The organism is Latilactobacillus sp. VITA-14 (genome assembly GCF_046580785.1).
Lineage (GTDB): Bacteria > Bacillota > Bacilli > Lactobacillales > Lactobacillaceae > Latilactobacillus > Latilactobacillus curvatus.
In genome coordinates this window covers 1-24,028 of sequence record NZ_JBJKTM010000017.1, presented here as the reverse complement: position 1 = coordinate 24,028, position 24,028 = coordinate 1, and the positions used below count along the sequence as shown (strand labels likewise).

The 24,028-nt window shown below is 42.3% G+C and carries 27 protein-coding genes; 13 read left to right on the top strand and 14 right to left on the bottom strand.

Annotated elements, in window-relative coordinates:
- Positions 1 to 110: 110 nt before the first annotated feature.
- From ACF1X7_RS07690 to ACF1X7_RS07640, 11 genes are all read right to left on the bottom strand, one after another.
- Positions 111 to 1,472: a hemolysin family protein gene (locus ACF1X7_RS07690; RefSeq protein WP_064776756.1), complete on the bottom strand. Its 1,362-nt coding sequence runs from the start codon at positions 1,470 to 1,472 to the stop codon at positions 111 to 113.
- 233 nt (positions 1,473 to 1,705) lie between these two features.
- Positions 1,706 to 2,557, bottom strand: a complete 852-nt coding sequence (locus tag ACF1X7_RS07685; RefSeq protein WP_004265823.1) for an aldo/keto reductase — start codon at positions 2,555 to 2,557, stop codon at positions 1,706 to 1,708.
- A 106-nt stretch (positions 2,558 to 2,663) separates the two neighbouring features.
- A complete protein-coding gene (locus ACF1X7_RS07680) occupies positions 2,664 to 3,872 on the bottom strand; it encodes a DUF2075 domain-containing protein (RefSeq protein WP_411162630.1) in 1,209 nt (402 codons plus the stop codon).
- Positions 3,873 to 3,950: 78 nt separating this feature from the next.
- Positions 3,951 to 4,316 (bottom strand): hypothetical protein, encoded by a 366-nt coding sequence (locus ACF1X7_RS07675; protein ID WP_039098420.1) that lies wholly within the window; start codon positions 4,314 to 4,316, stop codon positions 3,951 to 3,953.
- Positions 4,317 to 4,341: 25 nt separating this feature from the next.
- Positions 4,342 to 5,001, bottom strand: a complete 660-nt coding sequence (locus ACF1X7_RS07670; RefSeq protein ID WP_004265840.1) for an ABC transporter permease — start codon at positions 4,999 to 5,001, stop codon at positions 4,342 to 4,344.
- Positions 4,998 to 5,933 carry an osmoprotectant ABC transporter substrate-binding protein gene (locus ACF1X7_RS07665; protein WP_004265833.1) on the bottom strand — a complete coding sequence of 312 codons (936 nt, stop codon included), beginning with the start codon at positions 5,931 to 5,933 and terminating at the stop codon, positions 4,998 to 5,000. The genes ACF1X7_RS07670 and ACF1X7_RS07665 overlap by 4 nt, the downstream gene beginning before the upstream one ends.
- A 10-nt stretch (positions 5,934 to 5,943) precedes the next feature.
- Positions 5,944 to 6,570, bottom strand: a complete 627-nt coding sequence (locus tag ACF1X7_RS07660; protein ID WP_039098419.1) for an ABC transporter permease — start codon at positions 6,568 to 6,570, stop codon at positions 5,944 to 5,946.
- Positions 6,571 to 6,587: 17 nt separating this feature from the next.
- Complete coding sequence (locus ACF1X7_RS07655) at positions 6,588 to 7,748, bottom strand: betaine/proline/choline family ABC transporter ATP-binding protein (RefSeq protein ID WP_039098418.1); 1,161 nt, start codon at positions 7,746 to 7,748, stop codon at positions 6,588 to 6,590.
- Positions 7,749 to 7,896: 148 nt separating this feature from the next.
- Positions 7,897 to 9,090: an MFS transporter gene (locus tag ACF1X7_RS07650; protein WP_064776755.1), complete on the bottom strand. Its 1,194-nt coding sequence runs from the start codon at positions 9,088 to 9,090 to the stop codon at positions 7,897 to 7,899.
- 12 nt (positions 9,091 to 9,102) lie between these two features.
- Positions 9,103 to 10,260: a tRNA epoxyqueuosine(34) reductase QueG gene (gene queG, locus ACF1X7_RS07645; RefSeq protein WP_039098416.1), complete on the bottom strand. Its 1,158-nt coding sequence runs from the start codon at positions 10,258 to 10,260 to the stop codon at positions 9,103 to 9,105.
- Between the two features lie 44 nt (positions 10,261 to 10,304).
- Positions 10,305 to 11,093, bottom strand: a complete 789-nt coding sequence (locus tag ACF1X7_RS07640) for a tyrosine-protein phosphatase (RefSeq protein ID WP_064776754.1) — start codon at positions 11,091 to 11,093, stop codon at positions 10,305 to 10,307.
- A gap of 120 nt (positions 11,094 to 11,213) precedes the next feature.
- Between ACF1X7_RS07640 and ACF1X7_RS07635 the strand changes: the two genes are divergently transcribed.
- The 10 genes from ACF1X7_RS07635 to ACF1X7_RS07590 all read left to right on the top strand — a co-directional run bounded on the left by ACF1X7_RS07635 (position 11,214) and on the right by ACF1X7_RS07590 (position 18,133).
- Positions 11,214 to 12,158, top strand: a complete 945-nt coding sequence (locus ACF1X7_RS07635; protein WP_004265807.1) for a magnesium transporter CorA family protein — start codon at positions 11,214 to 11,216, stop codon at positions 12,156 to 12,158.
- Between the two features lie 104 nt (positions 12,159 to 12,262).
- Positions 12,263 to 12,751 (top strand): universal stress protein, encoded by a 489-nt coding sequence (locus ACF1X7_RS07630; protein WP_004265855.1) that lies wholly within the window; start codon positions 12,263 to 12,265, stop codon positions 12,749 to 12,751.
- A 75-nt stretch (positions 12,752 to 12,826) separates the two neighbouring features.
- Positions 12,827 to 13,366: a DNA-3-methyladenine glycosylase I gene (locus ACF1X7_RS07625; protein WP_039098414.1), complete on the top strand. Its 540-nt coding sequence runs from the start codon at positions 12,827 to 12,829 to the stop codon at positions 13,364 to 13,366.
- Between the two features lie 89 nt (positions 13,367 to 13,455).
- A complete protein-coding gene (locus tag ACF1X7_RS07620) occupies positions 13,456 to 13,947 on the top strand; it encodes a hypothetical protein (RefSeq protein ID WP_064776753.1) in 492 nt (163 codons plus the stop codon).
- 23 nt (positions 13,948 to 13,970) lie between these two features.
- A complete protein-coding gene (locus ACF1X7_RS07615) occupies positions 13,971 to 14,807 on the top strand; it encodes an ATP-binding cassette domain-containing protein (protein ID WP_411162629.1) in 837 nt (278 codons plus the stop codon).
- The gene (locus ACF1X7_RS07610) at positions 14,794 to 15,528 is read left to right on the top strand and encodes a hypothetical protein (protein WP_039098410.1); all 735 of its coding nucleotides are present in this window, start codon (positions 14,794 to 14,796) and stop codon (positions 15,526 to 15,528) included. Before ACF1X7_RS07615 ends, ACF1X7_RS07610 begins: the two co-directional genes overlap by 14 nt.
- 132 nt (positions 15,529 to 15,660) lie before the next feature.
- Positions 15,661 to 16,596, top strand: coding sequence for a 2-dehydropantoate 2-reductase (locus tag ACF1X7_RS07605; protein WP_039098409.1), 936 nt, complete (start codon positions 15,661 to 15,663; stop codon positions 16,594 to 16,596).
- A 17-nt stretch (positions 16,597 to 16,613) separates the two neighbouring features.
- On the top strand, positions 16,614 to 17,081 hold the full coding sequence (locus tag ACF1X7_RS07600; RefSeq protein ID WP_411162628.1) for a universal stress protein: 468 nt from the start codon (positions 16,614 to 16,616) through the stop codon (positions 17,079 to 17,081).
- 24 nt (positions 17,082 to 17,105) lie between these two features.
- The gene (locus ACF1X7_RS07595) at positions 17,106 to 17,834 is read left to right on the top strand and encodes a hypothetical protein (protein WP_039098408.1); all 729 of its coding nucleotides are present in this window, start codon (positions 17,106 to 17,108) and stop codon (positions 17,832 to 17,834) included.
- A gap of 83 nt (positions 17,835 to 17,917) precedes the next feature.
- Positions 17,918 to 18,133, top strand: coding sequence for a hypothetical protein (locus tag ACF1X7_RS07590; protein ID WP_411162627.1), 216 nt, complete (start codon positions 17,918 to 17,920; stop codon positions 18,131 to 18,133).
- A gap of 383 nt (positions 18,134 to 18,516) precedes the next feature.
- On the opposite strand, the gene ACF1X7_RS07585 is transcribed toward ACF1X7_RS07590, so the two are convergent.
- Positions 18,517 to 19,704, bottom strand: coding sequence for a class I SAM-dependent methyltransferase (locus ACF1X7_RS07585; protein WP_411162626.1), 1,188 nt, complete (start codon positions 19,702 to 19,704; stop codon positions 18,517 to 18,519).
- Positions 19,705 to 19,859: 155 nt separating this feature from the next.
- Here ACF1X7_RS07585 and ACF1X7_RS07580 point away from each other — a divergent pair, with 155 nt between their 5' ends.
- Complete coding sequence (locus tag ACF1X7_RS07580) at positions 19,860 to 20,900, top strand: AI-2E family transporter (RefSeq protein ID WP_411162625.1); 1,041 nt, start codon at positions 19,860 to 19,862, stop codon at positions 20,898 to 20,900.
- A 388-nt stretch (positions 20,901 to 21,288) separates the two neighbouring features.
- Positions 21,289 to 21,486 carry a helix-turn-helix domain-containing protein gene (locus tag ACF1X7_RS07575; RefSeq protein WP_039098405.1) on the top strand — a complete coding sequence of 66 codons (198 nt, stop codon included), beginning with the start codon at positions 21,289 to 21,291 and terminating at the stop codon, positions 21,484 to 21,486.
- Positions 21,487 to 21,578: 92 nt separating this feature from the next.
- On the opposite strand, the gene ACF1X7_RS07570 is transcribed toward ACF1X7_RS07575, so the two are convergent.
- A complete protein-coding gene (locus ACF1X7_RS07570) occupies positions 21,579 to 22,631 on the bottom strand; it encodes a D-alanine--D-alanine ligase (protein ID WP_039098404.1) in 1,053 nt (350 codons plus the stop codon).
- A gap of 192 nt (positions 22,632 to 22,823) precedes the next feature.
- Between ACF1X7_RS07570 and ACF1X7_RS07565 the strand changes: the two genes are divergently transcribed.
- Positions 22,824 to 23,264 (top strand): Hsp20/alpha crystallin family protein, encoded by a 441-nt coding sequence (locus ACF1X7_RS07565; protein WP_039098402.1) that lies wholly within the window; start codon positions 22,824 to 22,826, stop codon positions 23,262 to 23,264.
- Between the two features lie 47 nt (positions 23,265 to 23,311).
- Here ACF1X7_RS07565 and ACF1X7_RS07560 read toward each other — a convergent pair whose 3' ends face one another.
- Entirely contained in the window at positions 23,312 to 23,851 is a 540-nt protein-coding gene (locus ACF1X7_RS07560; protein WP_411162624.1) for a hypothetical protein, read from the bottom strand.
- Positions 23,852 to 24,028 lie beyond the last annotated feature (177 nt).

Genomic DNA, 24,028 nt, shown 5'->3' with positions numbered 1-24,028 from the left:
TTAAAAAACAGCCTTGCGCATTTGCGCAAGGCTGTTTTTGTTTAAATGTGTACCATTAGCCATCTCCTTGTGGTTAATCCTCAGGAGATGGCTGATAGCACACTCTTTTTTTAATAGGTTTCAATAATTGTATTGTTGGCTGTATTATTTTGTGGTTCGCTGGAGACTTCAAACCAGTCGATGTAACCGCGATTGAATTCGACCACTTTTAATGTGAATTGATTGATATGAATGACCGCACTTTGTTGTAAGTCGGTGAAGTTTTCTAAGACATAACCGGCCAGGGTCACGCTATCTGAGGCTTCGAAGGCATCAATTTTAGTCTTGAAGAAACGTTCGAAATCATAGAGCGTCGTTTTCCCACTGACACGGTAACGGTTATCGTCTTCTTTGATGATATATTCATCTGAAACATCGTCAATTTCGTCCTTGACGGTCCCGAATAGTTCTTCATAGATATCTTTATCAGTGACAATCCCACTCGTCCCACCGTACTCGTCAACGACGACCACAATTGGGGTTTGCTTATTGATCATTTGATTCAACAAACTGTGAATAGGGGTTGCTTCTGGAACGGAGATAATCGAACGCAGTAATTTGCTGACGCGGATTGAATCGTCGACTTGTGCCTGACGGACTAAATCATATGCGTAGACGTAACCAAGAATCTTGTCTTTATTATTTTCAGCAACCACTGGGAAGCGGCTAAAGCCTTGTTGTAAGTAGTCTTTTAAGACGTCTTTAACGGTATCGGTGATATCGACGACGTAGAGACTTGTGCGATCAACCATCACATCTTTGGCAATCCGGTCATTAAAGTCAAAGGCCCGTTGCATGTAAACTAAATCGTTGCGATCTAATTCACCACCAGTGACGGCATTTTTAGAGAGGCTAATGATTTCCGCTTGGGAAAGCACATCACTACCTTCTTCAGCAGGTGAAAAGCCGATTAATTTCACAACACCTGTTGCGGAAATGTTGAGTAACCAAACAAATGGATAGAAGATAATATGACAGTAATGGAGGGGCTTAGCAACAGCCATCAACATCTGCATTGGAATATCAATACTAATATTCTTCGGCACGATTTCCGTGAAAACCACTTCTAAATAGGTTAAGACTAACACGCCGGCAACTGCGCCGATGATGTGTAAGCCACCATTTGAAATCAGGTGAGTGAGACCGAGCAGATCGACTAGAATGGTTTCGACGGTTGATTCACCAATCCACCCTAAAATAATCCCGGCAACACTGACCCCCACTTGGGTGGTTGAGAGATATTCGTTTAAGTTTTGCGTCATTTTAAGCGCAAGATTCAATTTTTTAGGATTACCATTTCCTGAATGGATGGCATCTTCTAAGGCACTTGGCCGTGTTTGGACGAGCGCAAATTCAGCGGCCACGAAGAAGGCGGCTAAAAAGAAGGTGACCAACATAACAAATAGATTAGTGAATAACTCACCACTTGACAAAATAATTCCCCATTTCTTAGCTAACTAGTTCTATTTTACCATTCTCAAGCTTAAAACGGTAAATAACGTCGGGCTTTAGTCCGATTTTATCGGATTCAATAATAATGAAAATACCATAATTTAGGGAAGAGGTAAACTAAATTGTTAAATATCTAAACTAAAATACGCTTTGTCACATTTTGACGTTGATCTGTATCGAAAAAAGCCACTGTGTTAGTGGCTTTTAAACAGTTTTAGAATGTTGCAGTATCAGGATCTTGCGCGTGTCCAACGACGCCGTCAAGTGCATCAATTGCAGCCATGTCTTCATCGGCTAATTCGAAGTCGAAAACTTGGGCATTTTGTTGGATGTATTCAGCATGCACAGACTTAGGTAATGGTAAGAAGCCGTGTTGTAATGACCACCGTAGTGCAATTTGTGGAATTGAGCGTTGGTATTTGTCCGCTAATTCTTGCATTTCTGGCACACTGAAAATCTTCCCAGTCCCAAGTGGGCTATAAGCTTCTAATAACATGCCATGTTCACGTGAGTATTGGGCAGTTTCAGGTTCTAATTCGCCAGGGGCTAAGAAGAGTTGGTTGACCATTGGTTGTACCGTTGCAGTCTTTTTGAGCGCTTCTAAATGGCGAACACGGAAGTTGCTGACCCCGATGGCCCGGACTTTACCAGCTTTGTAGAGCATCTCCATTGCACGCCATGTTTCGGCGTTGGCTGTTTCCCAATCATCACGGTAGGCAATTGGGTTGGGCCAGTGGATTAAGAGCAAATCAACGTAGTCGGTTTGTAATTTCTTGAGTGATTCTTCAAAAGAGCTGATTGTTAAATCATAAGTGTGATTACTATTCCAGATTTTGGTGGTTAGGAATAAATCGGAACGATCAACGCCACTAGCTTGGATGGCCTCACCAACACTCCCTTCATTACCGTAAGCTTGGGCGGTATCAATGTGGCGATAACCTGCCTTAAGCGCCTCTTCAACAGCAGCTACGGCTGTTTGACCGTCTGGTGTTTGCCAAGTCCCGAAGCCAATTTTAGGAATTTGCACGCCGTTTGTGAGCGTGTATGAACTCGTTAAGTTAGACATATTAAAACACTCCTTTATCAGTTTAAAATCTCTACTTACAGTTTACTTGTTTTCGATAGAGATAGACAGAAAACCGACTTATTCCCCGGGAAATAAAATCGATTTGTCATAAGCTGAGCAATTTGGCCTGAAGTGCGGGATCAACAGCATAGAGGTAAAGGCCGTTTCTAGCGCGGCTCATTAGAACGTAGAGGCTATTAAGAATAATTTGCTGTTTCGCGGCTTCAGGATCAGCCAGCTGTGCTGCGCCGGCAAATGCGGCTTGGTCCTCGTAATATTCAGGATGAATAACTAGCCGCTCACTTTGTGGATCATACGTGACGGATGGCCCGATGATGACGCCGGCATAGTTGAGATCAAAGCCTTGAATGGTGTACACGGATCCGACTTCATCTATACTATCTTCACGTTCTGCCCAATAGGTTTTAGCGGTTGGCTGATACCGATCCCAGCGTAATTTGAATGTCGATGTCTCAACGAAGTGATCGTGACCATCATTGAGTGTTGCTGGAAAATCGTAAGTAGCTAGCATGCGTGCAAGCCCACTCGTTTGGTTTTTAAAGCGAATCGTTTGATAGAGCTCATTGGCATCGGTGAATACTTTGAATTCAAAGTGTGGATCATGTGGCAGGGCAGCGACTTGTTGTTGATGAAAGGTTTGCACCCAATTTTCAACACTTGGATGGGCTTGCATCCGAAATTGATGGGTTAGTTGCGCGGTCTGATGGGGAGCAGCTTCAATTCGTTGGCGGAGTTGTTGCTGTTGCCAGAAGCTCTTCACTTTAAGCACTTGCTGTTCATCAAAAATCAGAATGGTGATCCGACTCTGTCGGCGAATTTCATCGAGTTGATTTGTTTGATTGAAGTGGTTATAGGGGTCGGATTTGGTTAACAGTAGGTGTGCCTCATCAACGAGGACGATATCGGCAAGTTGGTGGTTTTTAGCCGCTTGATTGATGAATGTCGTTGGGCGTTGAAAATCTTTTTTCAATAAAACGGGTGCCGTTGTTGTGCCACTTTTGTAGAGTTTTAGCATTTCTGGATGATTGACCAATAGAACGTTTTGACTGCCATAGAGTGGCGAGGTGGGTGTTTGGCGCGCAAGTGTCTGCAGTACCTTGAAGACACTGCTGAGAATCACGCTCTTACCAGTCCCGGCCGCACCTTGAATCAAGAAGGTGGCGTGTTCGGCGTGCGCGTTTGCCAAACAAAATTGAATGACTTGTTCTTGTAGTGCTTGTTGTTCCGTTGTTAGTTGGTTGGCGGGACGATTGAGTTTATAAAGCGCGCTATTTTGACGCTGTGCATTTGGCAAAGTGAGGACTCCTGTTCATTCATTTCAATAAAAAAAGCCCCAGTAGATGTAGAAATAACATCGCCTGGGGCAGTCGTGCTAATCGACAAAAATTAGTTGGAATTCATGTTGCACTAAATCGAGATTGACGGAGACGTGGCGGTTGAGATCGGCCACAATTTTACGCGCTAATGTTACCCGTTCTTCGAAGCTTGTGGCAAGTGCCGCGAATTCAGTTTGTTTAAAGTTGTAGTTTTCAGTGATAAAAATCGCATCTGTGACATATAACAGGTTATTTTCATCGTGACGAGAACCGCTCTTTAAAACGGCATCGATATAATGGTAAAGCTGAGTAGGGGCAAAGTTCAATGGTTGGTCTAAAACGGTTGTAATCTGAAAATCAGGTAAATCGTCAACCATTTGTGTGTTTAGTGTGACTTGGGTTAATGCTTGATACAGTTTCATAGTGACACCTTCCTAATGTTGAGATTTAAGGTCGTGCTTGTGGAGCTTCTAAGTGGCGTTGAATAAAGCCTAACGTCACATCAGCGATAATGGCCATCAGGGCGGTTGGCAGGGCACCAGCTAAGATTAAGGCGCCGCCATTAGTGGCGTTGGTCCCGCGAATAATGATGTCGCCTAAACCGCCGGCACCAACAAACGCGCCAATCGCTGTAATCCCGATGGCGACCACTAAGGCATTGCGAATCCCCGCCATAATGACGGCCAATGATAAGGGAAGTTCAACCATCCGTAACAGTTGCCAATTTGTCATGCCCATCCCGATTCCGGAATCGATAATATTATCGGAAACATTCTCCATACCGGTGTAAGTATTTTTGATAATCGGGAGCAAGGAGTATAAAAAGACAGTCGCAATGACGGTTCGTGTGCCAAGCCCCAAGCCAAGCATAATGATTGAGAGCATTGCGAGTGAAGGCACTGTTTGGATGACATTCGCTACCCCAATTATAACATTACTGAGCTTTTTCCGGTGCGCAATAAAAATCCCCAAGGGAATGCCAATCAACGCGGCAAGTAAAACGCCATAAATCGAAATCAAAAAATGATGACTAAACTGCCGTAAAACATAACTGCCATTATGCTGGAAATAATAGACAAGTTGTTGCCAAGTATTTAAATTAGTCATTTAGCGGCTCCTTTCCGGAAATAATTATGTTCCTGAAGAAATTGTTTTGCGACTACTGCGGGTTCTAGTAGATCATTATCAACTTTAAAGTTGAGGGTTTGCATGGTGTCGAGGTCGATTTTGCCATCTAGACGGTGTAAAAGGGGCGCTAGTGCTGGCTGTTCTTTGAGAATCTGATCAGTGGCGACCACGCTCGCATCGTATGGTGGGAAGAAGCGGCGATCGTCTTTTAAGACTTTTAAGTCATAACTTTTAATCCGTCCATCGGTTGAGTAACCTAAAACGACGTCCATTTTACCAGCCGCCAGTGCGCTGTAAACCAGTCCGATTTGCATGGGCGCAACTTTCTTGAAATCATAGCCATACGTTTCTTTAAATGCGGGATAGCCATCGCCTTCGTGATTTACCCAGACGGAATCGACACCAGCTGTTAGTTGATCCGCCACTTTTCCGAGATCACTGACGGTTTCTAAATGATATTTCTTGGCGGTTTCCTGGGTGACCATAAAGGCATAGGTGTCCGCAAACCCGTAGGAAGGGAACCATGTTTGGTTGTAACGATCTTTGAAAGCTTTTTTAACGATTTTTTGGGCTTTTTCAGGATCTTTAGTAGGTTTCATTTTTAAAGTACCAGTAAGTTCAGTTCCAGCGTAGCGACTAGCAGCTATGTCGGCGTCACCACGAATTAGTGATTCATGCGTTACCGTTGAAGAACCCAGATTATTAATTAAAGTGACCTTATTTTGTGTTTCGTGGGTAATCAACTCGCTCAGAATATTGGCGAGAATTTGTGACTCAGTGGTGCTTGAAGAGCTAATGCGAATTGTTTGTGATTGACGGTTTCCGATGCCAAGTGACTGACAGCCACTTAACAGGAGGAGACTGCCAACTAATAATCCGCAACTCGTAATGAATCGGCGTATTTTATGCATAGGAGCCTCCTTATCTGATTGCAGCGGGGGTCAGTTGTTTTTCCAACCGGCCCAAGCCAAAATCGACTAGCAATGCTAACAATGTGACGGGAATTGTCCCGCCGATGATTAAATCCGGTTTGAAAAGATTCAACCCGTTGAAAATCAAGTCGCCAAGACCACCAGCGCCAATATATGAAGCAAGGGTTGCCCAAGCAATCACGTAAACCGCAGATAGGCGAATTCCTGCCATAATCACGGGGGTCGCCATTGGGATTTCCACTTGCATAATTGATTGTATCGGCGTCATGCCCATTCCTTTAGCACTATCTTTTAGAATCGGATCGACATCGTTCATGCCGATGTAGGTGTTCCGCAAAATAGGGAGTAGTGAGTAGATAAATAAGGCGATGATTGCTGGTACTTTGCCAATCCCAAAGAGCGGAATCATTAAAGCCAATAGTGCCAATGAGGGGACGGTCTGGAGCATGCTGGCAATGGCAATCACTACTTTGGCAGTTTTAGGAAATCGGGTGAGGGCAATCCCAAGGGGCACCGCAACTATTATGCCCAGAACTAAGGCGATTGCGGAAATGTAGAGTTGTTCCCAAGTTTTAATCAGTAAATCAGAGCCATGTTCTGTTAAAAAAGTGAGCATCATCGATTCCTCCCTTTCTATTGTTGGTCGGATTCTGCTTCAGATTCGTCAGTATCACCCCAGACAGCATCATAAACGACATCGACTAGGGCTGTCCGGGTGACAATCCCAACAAGTTGATGATCATCGTTGATAACGGGAACGTATTTCCAGCCCCGTTTAAGAATCCGTTCAATGGTATCCCGGACCAAATCATTTTCGTTCACGTAACTAATCTTGGTAGACATAATGTCACCAACACTAGTTGCGTTTTTGTAATGATGGTCGATATTTTCAATATCGACGAGTCCCTTTAAATGTTGGTTTTCGTCGACAACCAGTAAGGTATCAACGCGGCGTTGGCGCATTAAGCGAATCGCATCAACTAATGATTTACCTGGTGTGATAGCGACTGGACTTTTAAGCATGATTTGGCCAACAGTTTCGACATTTGGTTTGGCTTCGATCAAACGATCGTGACCGATTAAGTCTTCGACGAATTGGTTGGCAGGATTTCGCAAGACTTCATTGGGCGTTCCCATTTGGATGATTTGGCCGTTATCCATGATGGCAATGCGTGACGCTAATTTGAGTGCTTCATCCATGTCATGGGTGACAAAGACGATTGTTTTACCGAGTTCTGATTGAAGTTGTTTTACTAAGTCTTGAAGTGCCTCACGCGTAATTGGATCGAGAGCACCAAATGGTTCGTCCATCAAAATAATATCTTGTCCAGCTGCAAGTGCGCGAATCACCCCAATTCGCTGTTGTTGTCCACCTGATAATTGGCTTGGGTAACGGTCTAAAAAGTCCGCAGGCATTTCCACTAATTTTAGTAATTCGAGCGCCTTTGCATGGCGTTTTTCTGGGGACCATTTTAAGAGTTTAGGGACAATTGTGATGTTATCTTGAATAGTCATGTGTGGCATTAAGCCAATATTTTGAATGACGTAACCAATTTTTCGCCGCAATTTAACGGGGTCTACATTAGCGAGATTTTCACCATCTAAGGTAATCGTTCCTTTGGTTGGGTTAATCATGCGATTAATCATCCGCATGGTTGTTGTTTTCCCAGAACCAGACGTCCCAATCAAACAAATGAATTCGCCTTTGTCGACAGTAAAACTGATGTCATCAACGGCTTTGTTACCACCGCGATAGAGCTTTGAAACGTGATCAAACGTTAGATAATGTGTCATAAGGAACCTCCTATTGTGATGATTGGAAATTTATTGCTATATAATAACTATGTTAGATATGTAACATGCAACTGTCAATGAATATGCTTTACTGATAGGTATCAAAAAGCCGGTGTAACGGAATTGAGAACGTTACACCGGCCATTAATTAACCTGTTGATTTAGGACGATAAAGAATAAAGTGGGCGATTAAAGCGAGACATTGATAAGCTAACGCTAAGAGACAAACGGCGACCCAGCCACCGAAGCTCCAAGCGAGGGCGCCAAAGAATGAACCGGAAGCACCACCCATGAAATAGGCAAACATGAAGACGGTATTGTTGCGACTACTAGTGGCTTCACCAAGCATTTGGACCCGGGTTTGATTGGCAACCTGACCGCACTGGTTTCCGACATCTAATAAAACAATCCCGAGCATTAGAATCGGCATGAAATGCCCCCAGAATAAGAATAAAAGATAACTGATGGTCATCATGAATAAGCCAGTGGCGATAATAAAGCGAGGTGATTTAGCATCGGCTAAGCGACCGATAATTGGTGCAGCTAAAGCACCAGCCGCACCAAGGATTGCTAATAGACCAACGGTACCACTACCGAGACGATAGGCGGGACTGGCCATATAGAAAACGAGTGTCGACCAGAAAATACTAAGTGTCCCAAACATGAAAAAACCGTTGATGGCGGCTTCCCGTAACAGCCGCTGGTGCGCGATAAGCCCTGGAATTGAACTGATTGTCTGCCAGTAGCTTGGCCCGTTTTTTGGACGGGAATCCTTAGGTAATTTGAGGGCTGCCAGAAAGATTAAAAGCGCAATCGCAATTGTAGCGATGAGATACACCCAACGCCAATGAATGTAACTACTAATAATGCCGCTAAAGCTTCGGGATAGGAGCACACCCATTAGAAGACCACTGAGAATGGTGCCGAGCACTGCGCCCCGTTTTTGTGGTTGAGCGAGGACGGCTGCATATGGAATGATGATTTGAGGAACCACTGAGGTGAGGCCAATCATCAAACCAGTCAAGGCAAAGAAAATGAAATTGGGTGCTAGGTAAGCGGCTAATAAGGATAGTAAGGATAAGCCAAGCATCCGTAATATGAGCTGGTAACGGCTCATCACATCACCAAACGGGACAATCAGCAACAAGCCAAGTGCATAACCGACCTGTGTCAACATTGCAACAGTCCCGACCGCACCACTTGTAACGTGGAAAGTGGTCGCTACGAGTGCTTGAATCGGTTGGATGTAATATAGATTGGAGACGGCAACGCCGGTAATAAAAGCCATCAAAAGGATTAATGGCTGCGTAAGGACTGTTTTTTGCGGAGCACTTTCTGACATACTAGGGTGGACCTACCTCTCTGAATAACGTTCTTTTAGAATTTGAAGTGCATTGTCGAATTCAACTTGGGCTTCCGGTTCTTCTTCACGCTTTGCGGCTGTTTCTAGAAAGTCTAAAATTTCAGGCGTGACATCGCGCACTAATTGACTGAGCGCCCAAGCAGCAGTGCCGCGAATGACAGGGCGCGGATCAGTATCGATGAGTTCGAGTAACTTCGGAATCGCGGTGCGGTCTTTCACATTGGCGAGTGCGATAATCGCATTGCGTTGAAGTGGCTTTTTGCCACGCCACGAACCAGCAAGGTGTCCAAATTGAAGTTTGAACTGCTTGTTACTGATGGTTAGCACGGGCTGTAATTCGGGCATCACAGATTCTGGATCTGGCTCCATATCAGGATGGAAGTGGAAGTCTTTTCCTTTATTAAACGGACATACTTGTTGGCAAATATCACAGCCGTAAATGACACTGCGAATTTTTGGTCTGAATTCTTCGGGCATGAACCCTTTGGTTTGTGTTTGATAGGATAAGCAACGCTTGGCATTGAGGCGGCCATCGCCCATTAATGCCTGTGGTGGACAGTAATCGATGCAGCGCGTACAGCTGCCGCATTGATTGGCCATCGGTGTGTCTGGTTCAAATGGGATGTTGGTAATGATTTCACCAAGATAGACATAAGAACCGAATTCGGGTGTAATTAATAAACCATTCAAACCGATGAAGCCCAACCCAGCACGTTGCGCAACAGCCACATCGCTCAGTTCGCCTGTATCAACCATTGGCTTAAAAGTAATTTCAGTATCTGAATCAGCAAGTGTTTCGATAGCGCTGATCAGCTGGTCCATCTTATCGCGCAGAATATCGTGGTAGTCAATCCCCCACGAAGCGCGGGCAAAACTACCGCGTTTAGCACCAGTTCGCGCTGGCTTATTGATGATTTTTGTTGGATAGGCAAGAGCAATCGCGATAATCGATTTAGGTTGGTCGAAAATTAAATCTGGATAAAGGCGTTCTTCAAGCACTTTATGTTCGAATCCAGTCGAATGACCATTTGCTTTTTGTTCCTTAAGACTTGCTTCTAAATAATCAAAAGGCGCTGCCGATGTGAAACCAATCTTATCGATGCCGATGGTTTTGCTCGCCTCAATCACTTGTTCTTTTAAAGTGGGCATTCAAAGCCACGCTCCTTTTTTAAGTTTCATGTGAAACAAATGGGTTATGCTAAATAAATTTTGCGCAGGTCAGCTAAGTCGTGTTGGCTTAACTGGAGATCGTGTAATAAATAGTCTTGCAACGAACCATTTTCGGATTCAATCGCTTGTTTGGCGGTATCGAGGTAATCTTGATGAACCGTTAGTAATGACTGATAACTTTTGAATACAGACTGGTTCTGTGTTTTTTGTTGTAGTTTTGCAAGCGATTGGGTCACGAAAGCGGCAGAAGCTTGATTCGTTAATAAGTAATCTGTGCGAATCGTTTCTTCTGGAACACCGAGTGCACTCAACAAGAAAACAGCGCCCATCCCAGTACGATCTTTACCAGCCGTGCAGTGAAACAGTAAGGATTGGTCCTCCGTATCGTTTGCTAGCAACAAGTCGAAAAATTGCCGGTAAGCTTGCTTGGAGTGATCTTGGTTAATTAAGTCGACATAGACTTGAATCATATGTTCATGACCACTTTTTGGATCAGCACTGAACGTTTTAAAAAGATCAGCTTCTGATGCCGTACTAGCCGTTTCATCAATTTTGAAAACGGGTAAGGATTCATAGATTGCATTGGCAGGGACCTTGTCTGGTGACTTGGCAATTTCTTCAGGTGAGCGAAAATCAACATCATAGCGCACGCCATAATCAGTTAAATAAGCTAAATCATGTGATGTTAGGTGGGCTAGACTAGCGGAACGTAAGACTTTATGCCATTTAAGGGTCCGGCTGTCTTTTGTTTGATAACCGCCCAATTCTCTAAAGTTATGGCCTTTTTCAAGTGGCAAAATGCGGTGTGTCATATGCGTCAACTCCTTATCCAATGATACCAATATTGTAGCATATTTAATGGGCAATCAACTTAACTTGTCAGTATGTGGGGAGAAACAGTATGATAGGGGTATTAAGAGTGGAGTGAGCAGATGATTACGTATTTTGAAATGACACCTGAGGGCCAGTTGGTTGAAGGAACCTCTGAAAAAAGTGCCGACTGGATTCATTTTGAAGCACCAACTAAACATGAGATGCACCATTTCGCTAAAAAATACCACTTACCAGCGGTGTTATTTGAGGTGGCCCAAGATATCAATGAAGTCGCACGGTATGAAACATTTACAACGGACACCGGTGAAGTATTGACCCATATTTGTTTACTGGTACCAGTTAAAACCCATGATTCAGAAGATCATGCGGAATATATTACGCGGCCTTTTTCGTTAATCATTAGTGGCCAGACGTTATTAACTGTGGGGCATCAACAGTCCGAGCTCATCGATGAAATACTCACGTTAGAAGGCCTGGATGGTCAAATTGAAACGGTTGCTCTAAAGAGTGTTTCGGCCATCTATCAACGTTATTTAGCGGCTTTAGCGGTCGTTGCGCAACAGATTGAACAATTGGAAGAAAATGTACATGTTTCGACACGCAATCGGTTGTTGTATGCACTCAAGTCTCTTAAAAAGAGTGTTGTCTATTTGGATTTAGGGCTTAAGAGTAACCAGCAAATTATTCCGCAAATTAAGGCAAGTCCATTATTTGAGCGCGTGTCAGGACATACAGACTTACTGTATCGGATTGACTTGCAGTTTGCCAAGTCCGATAAGGCGATTACAACGTATCGTGAGTTATTGGCACAGTTAAGTGATTTGCTTTCAGATATTATTTCAAACCGATTGAATAATATTATGAAGACACTAACATCACTCTCAATTATTCTAACGGTTCCGACAACGTTAGGTGGTTTCTGGGGGATGAACGTACCGGTCCCGCTAGCCGAGAGTAAGTTAGGGTTTCTCGTGCTATTAGGATTGTCATTAGCCATTAGCCTTTGTGTCGGTTGGTGGTTAAAAAAGAAAGACTACTTCTAATTAAATGTTCGCGGAAGCGCTTCGCTTTTTTGCTTGAATTGTTTTTCCAAGCGGTATATTCTTAAAGTGTAACAGGTGCATATAGAGAAAGTGAGATGAACAACATGGTTCAAGAATATAAAAGAATACTCGTCCCAGTTGACGGCTCTGAAGAAGCTGAATTAGCACTAAATAAAGCAGTGTGGGTTGCTAAGATGAATCAGGCGCGCTTGGATATTTTGAACGTTTTGGATACCAAGCAATTTGCAGGGAGTTATAGCGGCATGCTTTCAGGAGACGCTATTTTCCAAATCTCTGAAGATGCACAGAATTATCTCAACAGTTTAAAATATGATATCCAAACCAATGACGGTTTGAAAGATGTCGAGATTCATGTGCGGTTTGGTAATCCTAAGAATGTTATCGCACGCGACTTCCCGACAGAATATCAAACCGATTTAATCATGATGGGCTCTACTGGCTTGAATGCAGTTGAACGGATGTTGATGGGTTCTGTGACAGAATATGTTAACCGCACAGCTATCTGTGACGTGTTAATCGTCAAGACTGATGTTGAAAATCGCCCTTATCAAAAAGCAAGTAAGAAAAAATAAATAACAATCCCAAAGGCTAAAAAGGATGAATTCTTTTTAGCCTTTTTGCGTAGTTCAATTTAGGAGGTGGTAATAATGACAAAAGCTGATTGGATGTATGATTCACCTGAATTATTGGCGTATTACCAAACAGAGTGGGGAAAACCGGAACATGATGATCAACGCTTATTTGAACTATTATGTATGGAGTTGTATCAGGCTGGCTTGAGTTGGCGGACTGTATTAAATAAGCGTGCTGCCTTTCGGACAGCATTTAAAGACTATGAAATTGCCAAAGTAGCGCAGATGACACCAACCGAAATTGAGCAGTTACTGACCAATCCGGCAATTATCCGCAATCGTGCTAAGTTGAATGCAACGGTCAATAATGCACAAGCCGTCCTTGCGTTACAAAAGAGTGCAGGAAGCTTTGATCAGTATCTATGGGGCTTTGTTGATGGACAGCCAATTGTAAATCGGCCCCGAACTTGGGCGGATGTCCCCGCAAAATCAGAGCTATCGATCCAAATCAGCAAGGATTTAAAACGGCGGGGCTTTCAATTTGTCGGACCAGTCGTCATCTATTCATTCTTACAAGGAGCTGGCGTAATTGATGATCATCTGATGTCACAGTAACTTTTTGGTGCAGTCAGTCGCGCTAATATTGCGGATGGTGTATTATGGAGGGATAGAATTCATTTAGATTAATTAAAGGAGTCCCACATATGACACAGGATAATGTTCGCCAATTAGCAGATTGGTTAGAAGAAAACATGGCAGCAATTGCCGATCGCAAAGTGCAATTAAATCCAGAAACAATTTTTGCTGTTTTGGATGATTTTGGCGTTTTAAATAACCCGGTCGTTAAGTATTTTGATATTACAGAAGAAACATATTATCAATCAGAGTCAGATCATAAATTAACGTTATCAGATGACCACAAATTATTAATCGATGTGACCGATCGGATTATGGTGACCCACGTGGATGGTGTTTTAGCTGAAAACAAAGTCAACTTTGAATACAGCCACGAAGCTGTTTATGAAGATCGATATCTCGTTAAACGCGATTTAGAAGTGTTGACATATGGTTTGGCTGTCATTGGTGCAGTGGCTGCAACCGTTAAACATAACTTAATCCAAGCTGATTTGTCTAAAGATGCTGTGTTGAGTTTAGCTTTGGCTGCGCAAAACATCGCTAATTGGCAAGCAAAATAATCCAGTAAAGGTTGGCAAGTTAAATGGGAGCAGTGCTAGAATTGCGTGATTTTTCGCAAAAATATCAGCGGCGACAACTTTTTAAACGTCTCAATTTACGGATTGATCGGCAAGCTTGTATCGCGATTACTGGGCAAAACGGCGCGGGGAAAACCACGTTGCTTAACGTACTAGCAGGATTGACGAATATTGAACGCGGGACACTGGAGATTGCACCGAAGATGCGGATTGGCTATATGGCTGAACAACTCGCACCAAATGGACTGACACCTAAGACTTATTTGCGGATGCTAGGGGAATTAGATCAGTTTAGCAATCGAAATTTAGAAGGTCAGATTAATGAATTAGCCTATGAATTTGGGTTAGTGGCGGCACTTAATACACCGTTAAATCAATTGTCACGCGGTAGCCTGCAAAAAGTGAACTTTGTGCAGGCGATTTTGCGGACCCCAGATATTTTATTGCTAGATGAACCTTTGGCTGGTCAAGATGGAACGACCCAGATGCGGATGATTCATTGGTTGAAAGACTACCGCCAAAAAGGGGGTGCCATCATTGTCGGCACTAACAACGCTTTTTTAATCGAACAGTTGGCTACTGAAATTTATGAACTAGATGCGATGCGGCTATTGCCGATTGAAGAATTACCGCAACCGGAGGAAAGAGTAATGCGGTTAGAATTTACAACTACACCGAGATCACTCGCACTCCCCGCTACTTTACAACAGTTAGCTTTAAAAATTGTTGATGGTACGCGGTACGTCATCTTGTATGCAAATGTCAAAAACAGTGATGAATTAATTCAAGCAATGTTAAAAAGTGGCTTTAGCCTAAGGGGGTTACGTTATGAAGTCCTTTAGTGCACAGTTACGTTTGCATCAGAAAATGGTTTTTGATAATGGGAATTTGTGGGGGCCTTTGCTATTTTGGATAGTGGCCTTATTAGTCAATTATGCAGCACAACCACAAGATTTCGTCGGTAGCCTCGCTACATTATTAATGACGCTGTTTATCTTATTGACGTGGTTGACCTACAGTTACATCAATCAATTTCCCCTTCAAATGGAAAAACTTTTAATTTTAAAATTAAAGAAGCAACGCCGTTTTTATCTCAGTTTAATTAGCTATCTCATCTTGTTGGGATTATTCTTTGTCCTAATTGGGATGGGAAGCTTGGCAATTACTTACGTGCTCAATGGGTACCACGCTTTTGGTAGAGGACTTAACTGGTGGGATTGGCTAGGCGGGACCTTAATGTTGACGAGTATTTTACCTGTTTCAGTAATGACCGGTTTGTTCTGGCAACGGCGAATTTTAGTGAATCGCCGGATGGCCGGTACGTTGACCATCTTAATGGTGGTTCTCGGCAGTTTAGGTGAAGCGATTGTCAATTACTGGCATCCTTACCTCTATATTCTGGGGATTTTGCCACCCGTTTCGACCATGGCGCAACTCTTCAACACGTTGGGATACATTTCGCTAGTTGATATTTTATTATCATGGGCAATGAGTCTTGGTTATAGCTTGGTCTTATTATTGATTGATCAATTAATTTTAAGAAGGCGTAAATTCCTATTTTAAGAAGCTGACAGGCTGCTATAAGCGGTTTGACAGCTTCTTTTTAAGTTGAATTAAGCGGTTACGGGTGAAAAAATCTTAAAAATGTGGCATGATTAAAAAGAATTCAAATCATAAAAGGAGCTTTTATAATCTATGACAAAAATTGCAATCGCTGGCTCAGGCGCAATGGGCAGTCGTTTTGGTTACATGTTACAATCAGCTGGAAATGATGTTGTGTTACTTGATAATTGGGCAGAACACGTTCAAGCAATCAATACCAATGGCCTGACGGTTGTAGAAACGGGGCACGAACCCGTTCAGGTTCGAATTCCGGCTGCTTTGCCAACGGATATTAAAGAAGTTCAAGACGTCATTATTTTATTCACAAAATCGATGCAGCTAGTCGACATGTTACAAGCCATCAAACCCTTAATCGGCGCTAAGACAAAAGTAGTCTGTTTATTGAACGGTCTCGGCCATCCCGAAACGATTGAACAATACCTGCCCAAAGAAAATATTTTTGTCGGCATTACACTTTGGACGGCGGGGTTAACGGGACCAGGTGCGATTACATTAACAGGCTCTGGGAATGTCGAATTACAAAATGTTGATCCAGATGGCAAGGAATCGGCACAAGCATTAGTTGCCTTGTTGAGTGCGGCTGGCTTAAATGCGCAATATAGTTCAGATGTACTCTTTTCAATCTGGCGTAAAGCCTGCGTTAATGGGACACTGAACAGCTTGTGTGCCTTGTTAGACTGTAATATTGCACAATTGGGCCAAACCCCACAAGCGCAACAACTCTTGCGTTCAATTGTGGCGGAATTCTCAGCGGTTGCTGCAACAGAAGCCGTTGAATTAGACATTCCCACGACGATTGCCCACATCAGCAAGATGTTTGCACCAGAACAAGCAGGTGGTCATTATCCTTCAATGCACCAGGATTTAGTGCAACATCACCGCTTAACCGAAGTGGATTACTTAAATGGTTACGTGGCACGTAAAGGCGCTGAAAAGCACATTGCGACCCCAGTCAACCAATTAATCACGGAATTAATTCATGCCAAAGAAGCATTATTGATTAAATAAACGAGGAGTCTTAACTAATGACAGAAAAACGCCAATTAAATATCGAAGTTGAATCAATGCACTATCGAAAATTATTAATTGCTATCGATGATGATGATACAACCTCATCCAAACGGGCCTTTAACTATGCTTGTACGCTTGCTAAGGCCTATCAAATTCCATTAGGGATTGTCAGCATTTTGGAAACCGGCGATTTGAACATTTATCAATCACTCTCACCAAACGTGGTTGAAGGGCGCCGAGAAGAAATCGCAGCCGATCTAGATGTTTATGTTCAAAAAGCGAAAGAATTCGGGGTTGAAGATGTGACGCCGATTTTAAATGAAGGTAATCCAGGACACGTGATTGTTGAAGAAGTGATTCCTAGTTTCCAACCAGACTTGGTCATCTGTGGTTCAAAGACAAAACCATCTAAACATTTAATCGGGACACATGCGAGCTATTTAGCGAAATACGCGCCATGTTCAGTCACAGTTGTACGGTAAATTAAGTATTTGGAGACCAGACGAATGATAGAATGTACACAATGCCATATTAAATACGGGCGTAAATTACACCAGTGTCCCAATTGCGGTCTAGTGCACCAATCAATACAAGCAAAACAGCAAACCTCGCTCCTGCAACAATACTATCAATTTTTAGCGCGGAGTTTAAAACAACCGCTAAAGGTGCAATGGCAGTGGACCAACCCGTGGTTTGGCTTAGTCACGTTTGGTCTGGTTATATTAATGAATACTGCAACGGCAAGTTTGCTCATTGCCAGTTGGTCAGAACAAGTGGGTGCGGTTGCTGGGGTGATGGCGTCACAAATTGTCTTGCGTCAACGGCCAAACTTATTACCGCTTGATATGAAGGCACTCGGTGGACAACTATTTATTCTGGTGGTTGTTTTGGGAATCGGCTTTTTACTCAAGCGTTACTTATTGAAGAAGACGACAACCACCTTGCGCGCGTATCTAACGGAGATTAGTGCGTACAGTGGGATAACCGTCATTTTAGCATTAGCTGCGCTGTTGGCTGCTCTATGTTTCGGGATGCCCGCCATCTGGTTCGTCTTAATCATGGTTGCAGTGATGTACGTCAGTTTGAACATTGCGGTTGGGATTAGTTTATTTCAAACTCGATGGGCAGCTTTTGATCGCGTCTATGCTATTTTATTATTTGAAATTTTAACCCATGTTGTCTTGGCAATTGGCATTAGCCAAATCGTGATTTTAAACCTACTAACAGGACTCTAAAAAATAAAAGTGCGTATTTTGGTACACTTTTTCAAAAGAGGTTTATCATTAGAGTTGTAAAAAAGAAATGGGAGGTTTTTAATATGGCAGCAGCTGTTGAAAAAACATTGGTTTTAGATATGAAGATGTCAGAAGCATTTGATTGGAGTGACGATAACACAATCGTCCGTGATGCTTTGTGGGATCACTATATGGAAGCCAACGGCCGGAACACGGATAAAACCGTTGAGGCAATGAAACCCTATCTTAAGATGAGCAACGCGGAAGTTAGAGAAAAGGCAGAAGCGCTTTTAAAATAAGGCAATAAAAAAAGACCCGCTAATCAACGCTGATTAGCGGGTCTTTTTTGGGTAATCCTCAAAGCTAACCCGTTCGAGTCGGCACGCTAACGAAAACGGGTTTCATCTGCCATATCTTTCCGGCAGAAGTAGGCACTTTGATTTGAAACGTGCTTTCTCGAACTGCCTTTTCCGGTTAACCTAAAAACGGGCATTATGGCTGAAAAATCGCCATAATACCCGTTTTTTGTTAATCCTCAAAGCCAGCCCGTTCGACTCAGCACTCTAAACGTGCTTCCTGTCGCAGTAATTTCCGCTTGATCTAAAAATAATATAAATCCTAAAACCTGGATTTATGTTATTTTTGAATTAATGCTCAATGACTAAGCGCGACAGTCAGCACTCTAATCATACATATATTCTCTTGTCATTGGGAGGTCTCTTGCGCTGGGGCCTTTTGATACGAGGTATTGAATGACATCAATGTTCCCAGATTCAAACGATGAGGCACATGCTTGGAGATAGAGATCCCACATGCGGACAAATTCTGGATCTGCTTTTGGTAAAATGACGTCTTTTTGGGCGTTAAAATTAGCAGTCCAGATTTCCAGCGTTTTTTGATAATGGCGCCGGAGGGGTTCCATGTCGGCAATTTGTAGTCCGGCATTGATAATGTGTTGTGTATTTTCAACTAAACCGGGTACATAGCCACCTGGGAAAATATACTTATTAATCCAGGTATTGCGCGCACCGCCTTGTTGACGGGTAATCCCATGAAGGAGGGCAACCCCATCATCAGTGAGGTAGTCAGCGACATCTTGGAAGTAGGCACCAAGGTTTTCTTCACCAACGTGTTCAAACATCCCAACACTGGTAATGTAATCGAATGGGGCGTGTTTGAGTTCGCGATAGTCAACAAGTTGGACGCTAGCAACATCGCTAAGGCCCTCGTCATTAATCCGTTGTTGAACGAAATCATATTGTTCCTGACTCAAGGTAATTCCGACCACTTTGAGATGATATTCTTTAGCGGCGGTTAACATGAGGGTACCCCAACCACAGCCGATGTCGAGCAATGTTCGGTTAGGTTGTGGATTGAGCTTGCGTAAAATATGGTGCACTTTATTAATTTGTGCTGTCTCTAAATCATCAGTTGGTTTTTCAAAATAAGCACATGAGTAAGTCATTGTTTTATCCAACCAAAGTTGGTAGAAGTCATTCCCTAAATCGTAATGACTTTGGATATCTTTTTTACTTGCCTTTTCTGAATGCGATTGTTTTGGAATCAGATGAATGTAGCGACTATTACGCATGAAACTGTCTGCGCTAGTGTAAGCCGCCGTTAATAGTTTTTGAAGTGGGGTATCTGTTGTATTACTTGTCACTTCAAGGTCGCCAGCCATGTACGCTTCGCCGAGGGCTAATGATGCGTTGCTGGACAATTGTTTGATGGGAATCGCTTTTTTAAAAGTAATCGCTACTTCAGGCTCTCCAGAACCATAGGTTTCGGAGCTGCCGTCCCAATAGTTGACGGTAACAGGGAAATCAAAAGAGTGTTGTAGTAGTTTCTTATAAAAAGTTTTTTCTAACATACCGAAAATCCTTTCTAGGTGTAAATTTGAAGTACCAGAGTAGTATACGACTATTTTTAAAAAGATGTAAGTCGCAACCATCGGAATTCCAGAATATCCAATTAGTTCGAAGTGTTGTAAAATAATGATATAGAATTGCCATAGGAGGAAATTGCGTGCGTTTATATCAAAAATTTGTGACGAATCAGCAGTTAAGACGAGTTGTAGTGCTCTTAACGTTGATTGGGGTCATCTATGTGTCACGCTCGATGATGAATATCATTCTGCTGACGTTCATCTTTACTTTTTTAGTGACTCAATTAGTACGAAAGGTCCAACAGTATTCAAAAATTCCGCCCGCAGCTGTGGTTGTGCCGCTTTATATGTTGGTTATCTTTTTAGTGTATCTAGCAGTAACGATTTATGTGCCACAGATTGCTAAACAGTCAATTAAATTAGGTGAGAGTGTCTATAATTTCTACCAAAGTCCATCATTTGATGCGAATCAATTTATGCGAACCATCGGGGATTACATGAAACAGTTCAACTTGACGGATCAGTTGAAACACGGTGTATCAACAATCGTTAATTACATCACCGGAATCGGAACAATGGGCGTCACAATTGTCTTATCGTTTATTTTGAGTTTCTTTTACACAATTGAGCTAGACCGATTACCGCAGTTTGGAAAACTCTTTTTGAAGAGTACTTACGGCTGGTTCTTCCAAGATATCATGTATTTTGCTAAAAAATTCGTGAATACCTTTGGCGTGGTAATTGAAGCCCAAATCTTCATTGCAATTGTGAATACAGTGTTAACAACGATTACGTTAACGGTAATGAAAATGCCTAATATTCCGAGTTTAGCCATCATGATTTTCCTATTGTCGATGGTACCGGTCGCAGGAGTCATCGTTTCATGTATCCCATTGTGCATTATCGCCTTTTCAATCGGCGGAATTCAGTATGTGGTTTATATATTGGTGATGATTTTAGTCATTCATGCCCTAGAAGCATATGTTTTGAATCCGCGATTTATGTCGAGTAAAACACAGCTGCCGATTTTCTTTACGTTTGTTGTTTTATTTGTAGCAGAACGTTTCTTAGGAACTTGGGGGTTAATTATTGGATTACCAATCTTTACGTTCTTTTTAGATGTACTAGGTGTGAAGACCATTCAAAAATCGGGTAAAAAACAAAAAAAAGCGGCTAATTGACGCGGTTAGAATCCGCAACAAGGGTGGCCAATTGGTTAAGGTCGATTTGCAATTCGATAGCAACAATAAATAATGCTTTTAGTGATGGGGCGCGCCTTTTTCCCACCGGAAGATCATTGAGCTACTAATCTTGGTATTATATTTTGCGCTGAGTAGATCGGCGAGCTGTTGCATTGTTAGATTCTTAGCAGTTCGCTTATCGTGTAGTAATTGTCCGAACATTTAGCACTGTCCTTTATCACGCGTTTGACTTATAAGTCTAATTATATGACAAATGACGTCAATAAGTGAACACTTGGGACTAAAGTTTTTAATTGACAAAGTTCTTACATTATCGTAATATTCCTAATGTGGAACGGGATTGATAACGTTTCTTGGGGTGCTGAATGTGGCAGAAAAATTATTTGTTCTATCAGGTTATTTAAAGAGTCATGATTTGAAACAGCAAGTTGTTGCTGATGTATTGGGCAAAACATTAACGACGGCTAATCGTAAGATTAGAGGGAAGATTCCATTTACCGTCAAAGAAATTCAATTACTACATGACCGATTGGGAATTCCAATCGACGTGTTTTTTAAAGAATAGTTCCTAATCAGGAACTACGTAATCAGTTTTAAATGAACCAAATAAAAATAACCCTGTCGACTGAAAATCGTCGACAGGGTTATTTTTATTGGCTATTTTGCTTTAAGGAGTTCTAATTTACCTTGAACAATCATTTCGCAAAGATCAGGATAACTGATACCAAGCACTTCTGCTTCTTGTGGAATTAATGAAAGTGGCGTCATCCCAGGTAATGTATTTCCTTCGATCACGTGTAAGCCATTTTCAGGACTCCAGAAGAAGTCGATGCGGGCGTAGTTCGTTAAGCCAAGTGCTTGCATAGCATCAAGTGCCATTTGTTTCATGGCTTCGTGCACATCATCAGGTAAATCGTTTGGTGGTGTGACAAATTGAGTGGTATTTCCAGTCACGAATTTGTGCTCAAAGTCATACCAACCGTCATTAACGACGATTTCGATGGCAGGTAATGGTTGACCATTAATCACGCCAAGTGAGAATTCGCGACCTTTAATGAATTCTTCGATTAAAGCTTCGCGGTCGAAACGAAGCGCATCTTCGACAGCTGGTTGTAACTCAGCTTCGTTGTGCACGATATGTGTCCCAACACTTGAGCCACCGTTACTTGGTTTTACCACGACAGGGTACTCAAATGGGATTTCTGGCATGGGTTGGTCGCGATAAGCAGCGACAAACCGAGCAGTTGGAATTTGGTTATATAATAAGATTTCCTTTGAAACCTTTTTACTCATTGTAATACCTGCTGCGAGTGTGTCACTACCGGTATAAGGAATTCCAAAGAGATCGAGAACCGCTTGGACTTTACCGTCTTCGCCATCGCCACCATGAAGTGCGAGGAAGACAATATCAGCAGTTTTACAAATCTCTAAGACATTCGGGCCAAAGAGTTGTGTTGAACCATCAGTACGTAATGCGTTGATGGCGTCGTCTGTTAAAACTTCGTCGCTGATGTCGTAATCTTTTTCAACAGGTGTTGAAGAATAAAGATCATCGATTGATGCGACGTCGTGCAAATCATTTCCTAAGAAAAGATCAACGAAAGCAACGTCATGGCCTTTCGTTTGTAATGCATTGGTAATTTTGTGTCCAGACGTTAATGAAACGTTACGTTCGGTACTACGCCCGCCCGCTAAGACAACAATTTTCATATGAACCTACCTCCGAATATTTTTGGAACCTTAAGTATAGCACAAAACCATATTAGGCGGGTATCAAAAAGCTGAAAAATCAGTGGTCTAGTTTAAAAATTGGCACTTAACAACGTCGAGTGCTAATTACTTGCATTTCATAATTAACGGACTAGAATAGAGTTGTAAAGATTAAGAAAGGAAGTTTTAGAGATGGCAAACGAATTAATGAATGGTCGTCAAAATTGGCTAGATAATTTTGGTGGAGATGATTGGTTCAAGAATTTCGGTCAGCAATTATTGGCAATATCGCCTGAAACGGACAACTTACTCAAAACAGATGTTAAAGAGACCGATAAGGATTACCAATTAGCGGTTGATTTACCAGGACTGGACAAGAAAGATATTCACGTGGATTATCAAGATAATACATTGAAGATTAGTGCTAAACGTGATAGTTTCGCTGATCATAGTGACAGTCAAGGCAATATCGTTCAAAGCGAACGGCATTATGGGCGCTTTAGCCGGCAATTCTACCTACCTGGTGTCAACCGGGATCAAATCGATGCGCAATATCAAGATGGCGTCTTACAATTGATGCTACCGAAGTTAAGTGAATCAGACCAACCAACGAACCCAATTGAAATTCGTTAATTAAAAAAGCGGCACCAACCATAAAATGGTTGGTGCCGCTTTTTGAGTTATAGAAAAAGAGAGGCGTAAAACAATATGAGACCCGCTACAAGAGTACAACATTTAAATTTGATGAGTAAGGCAATCTGCCGCTGTTGAATCGGTAAATCGAGTGGGAGTATGACGACTTTTAATTCATTTTTAGGATGCACTTGTAGATAGGCTTTCCAAAAAGTATGCTGTGCTTGAAAAGTCGGCAACTTAAGGTAGAGAAACGCGATAAAAATGAATGCACTCCCCAAAAGACGGATTGCAATGTTCAGGGCATCTAGATAGAGCGCTGTTAGACAGCCACCGATTGATAAAAAGAATAAAAGGACTAACCAAGATGTTAAAGGAACAGCTTGCTTGTAAAAGGATGCGTTGAAATAAGCTTGTTTCATTGATTGTTGCACTTTGTAAGCTTGGTCATCCGTGTCAGGATATTGGTCCAAGAAATTTTGCTTGAGTGTTGGCTTTAGCATATTGAGACGCACGATAAAATAAGATGAACTGATAGCTAACAGGCAACCAATAACAGTGAGAAAAAAGGCTTGATTTGGGGACAAAATAATACCTCCTAATAATAAATAATTGTAGTATGGTAGATTGTAAAATTAATCCGAACGCTGTTCGGACAAAAAAGATCAGCTTCCTTTAAAATGGTGTTTACCACAAACCCATCTTTTAGGAGCTGATCTTTTGTCTAGTATAACCTATTCCGAACGAATTAAAATCGAAACCTT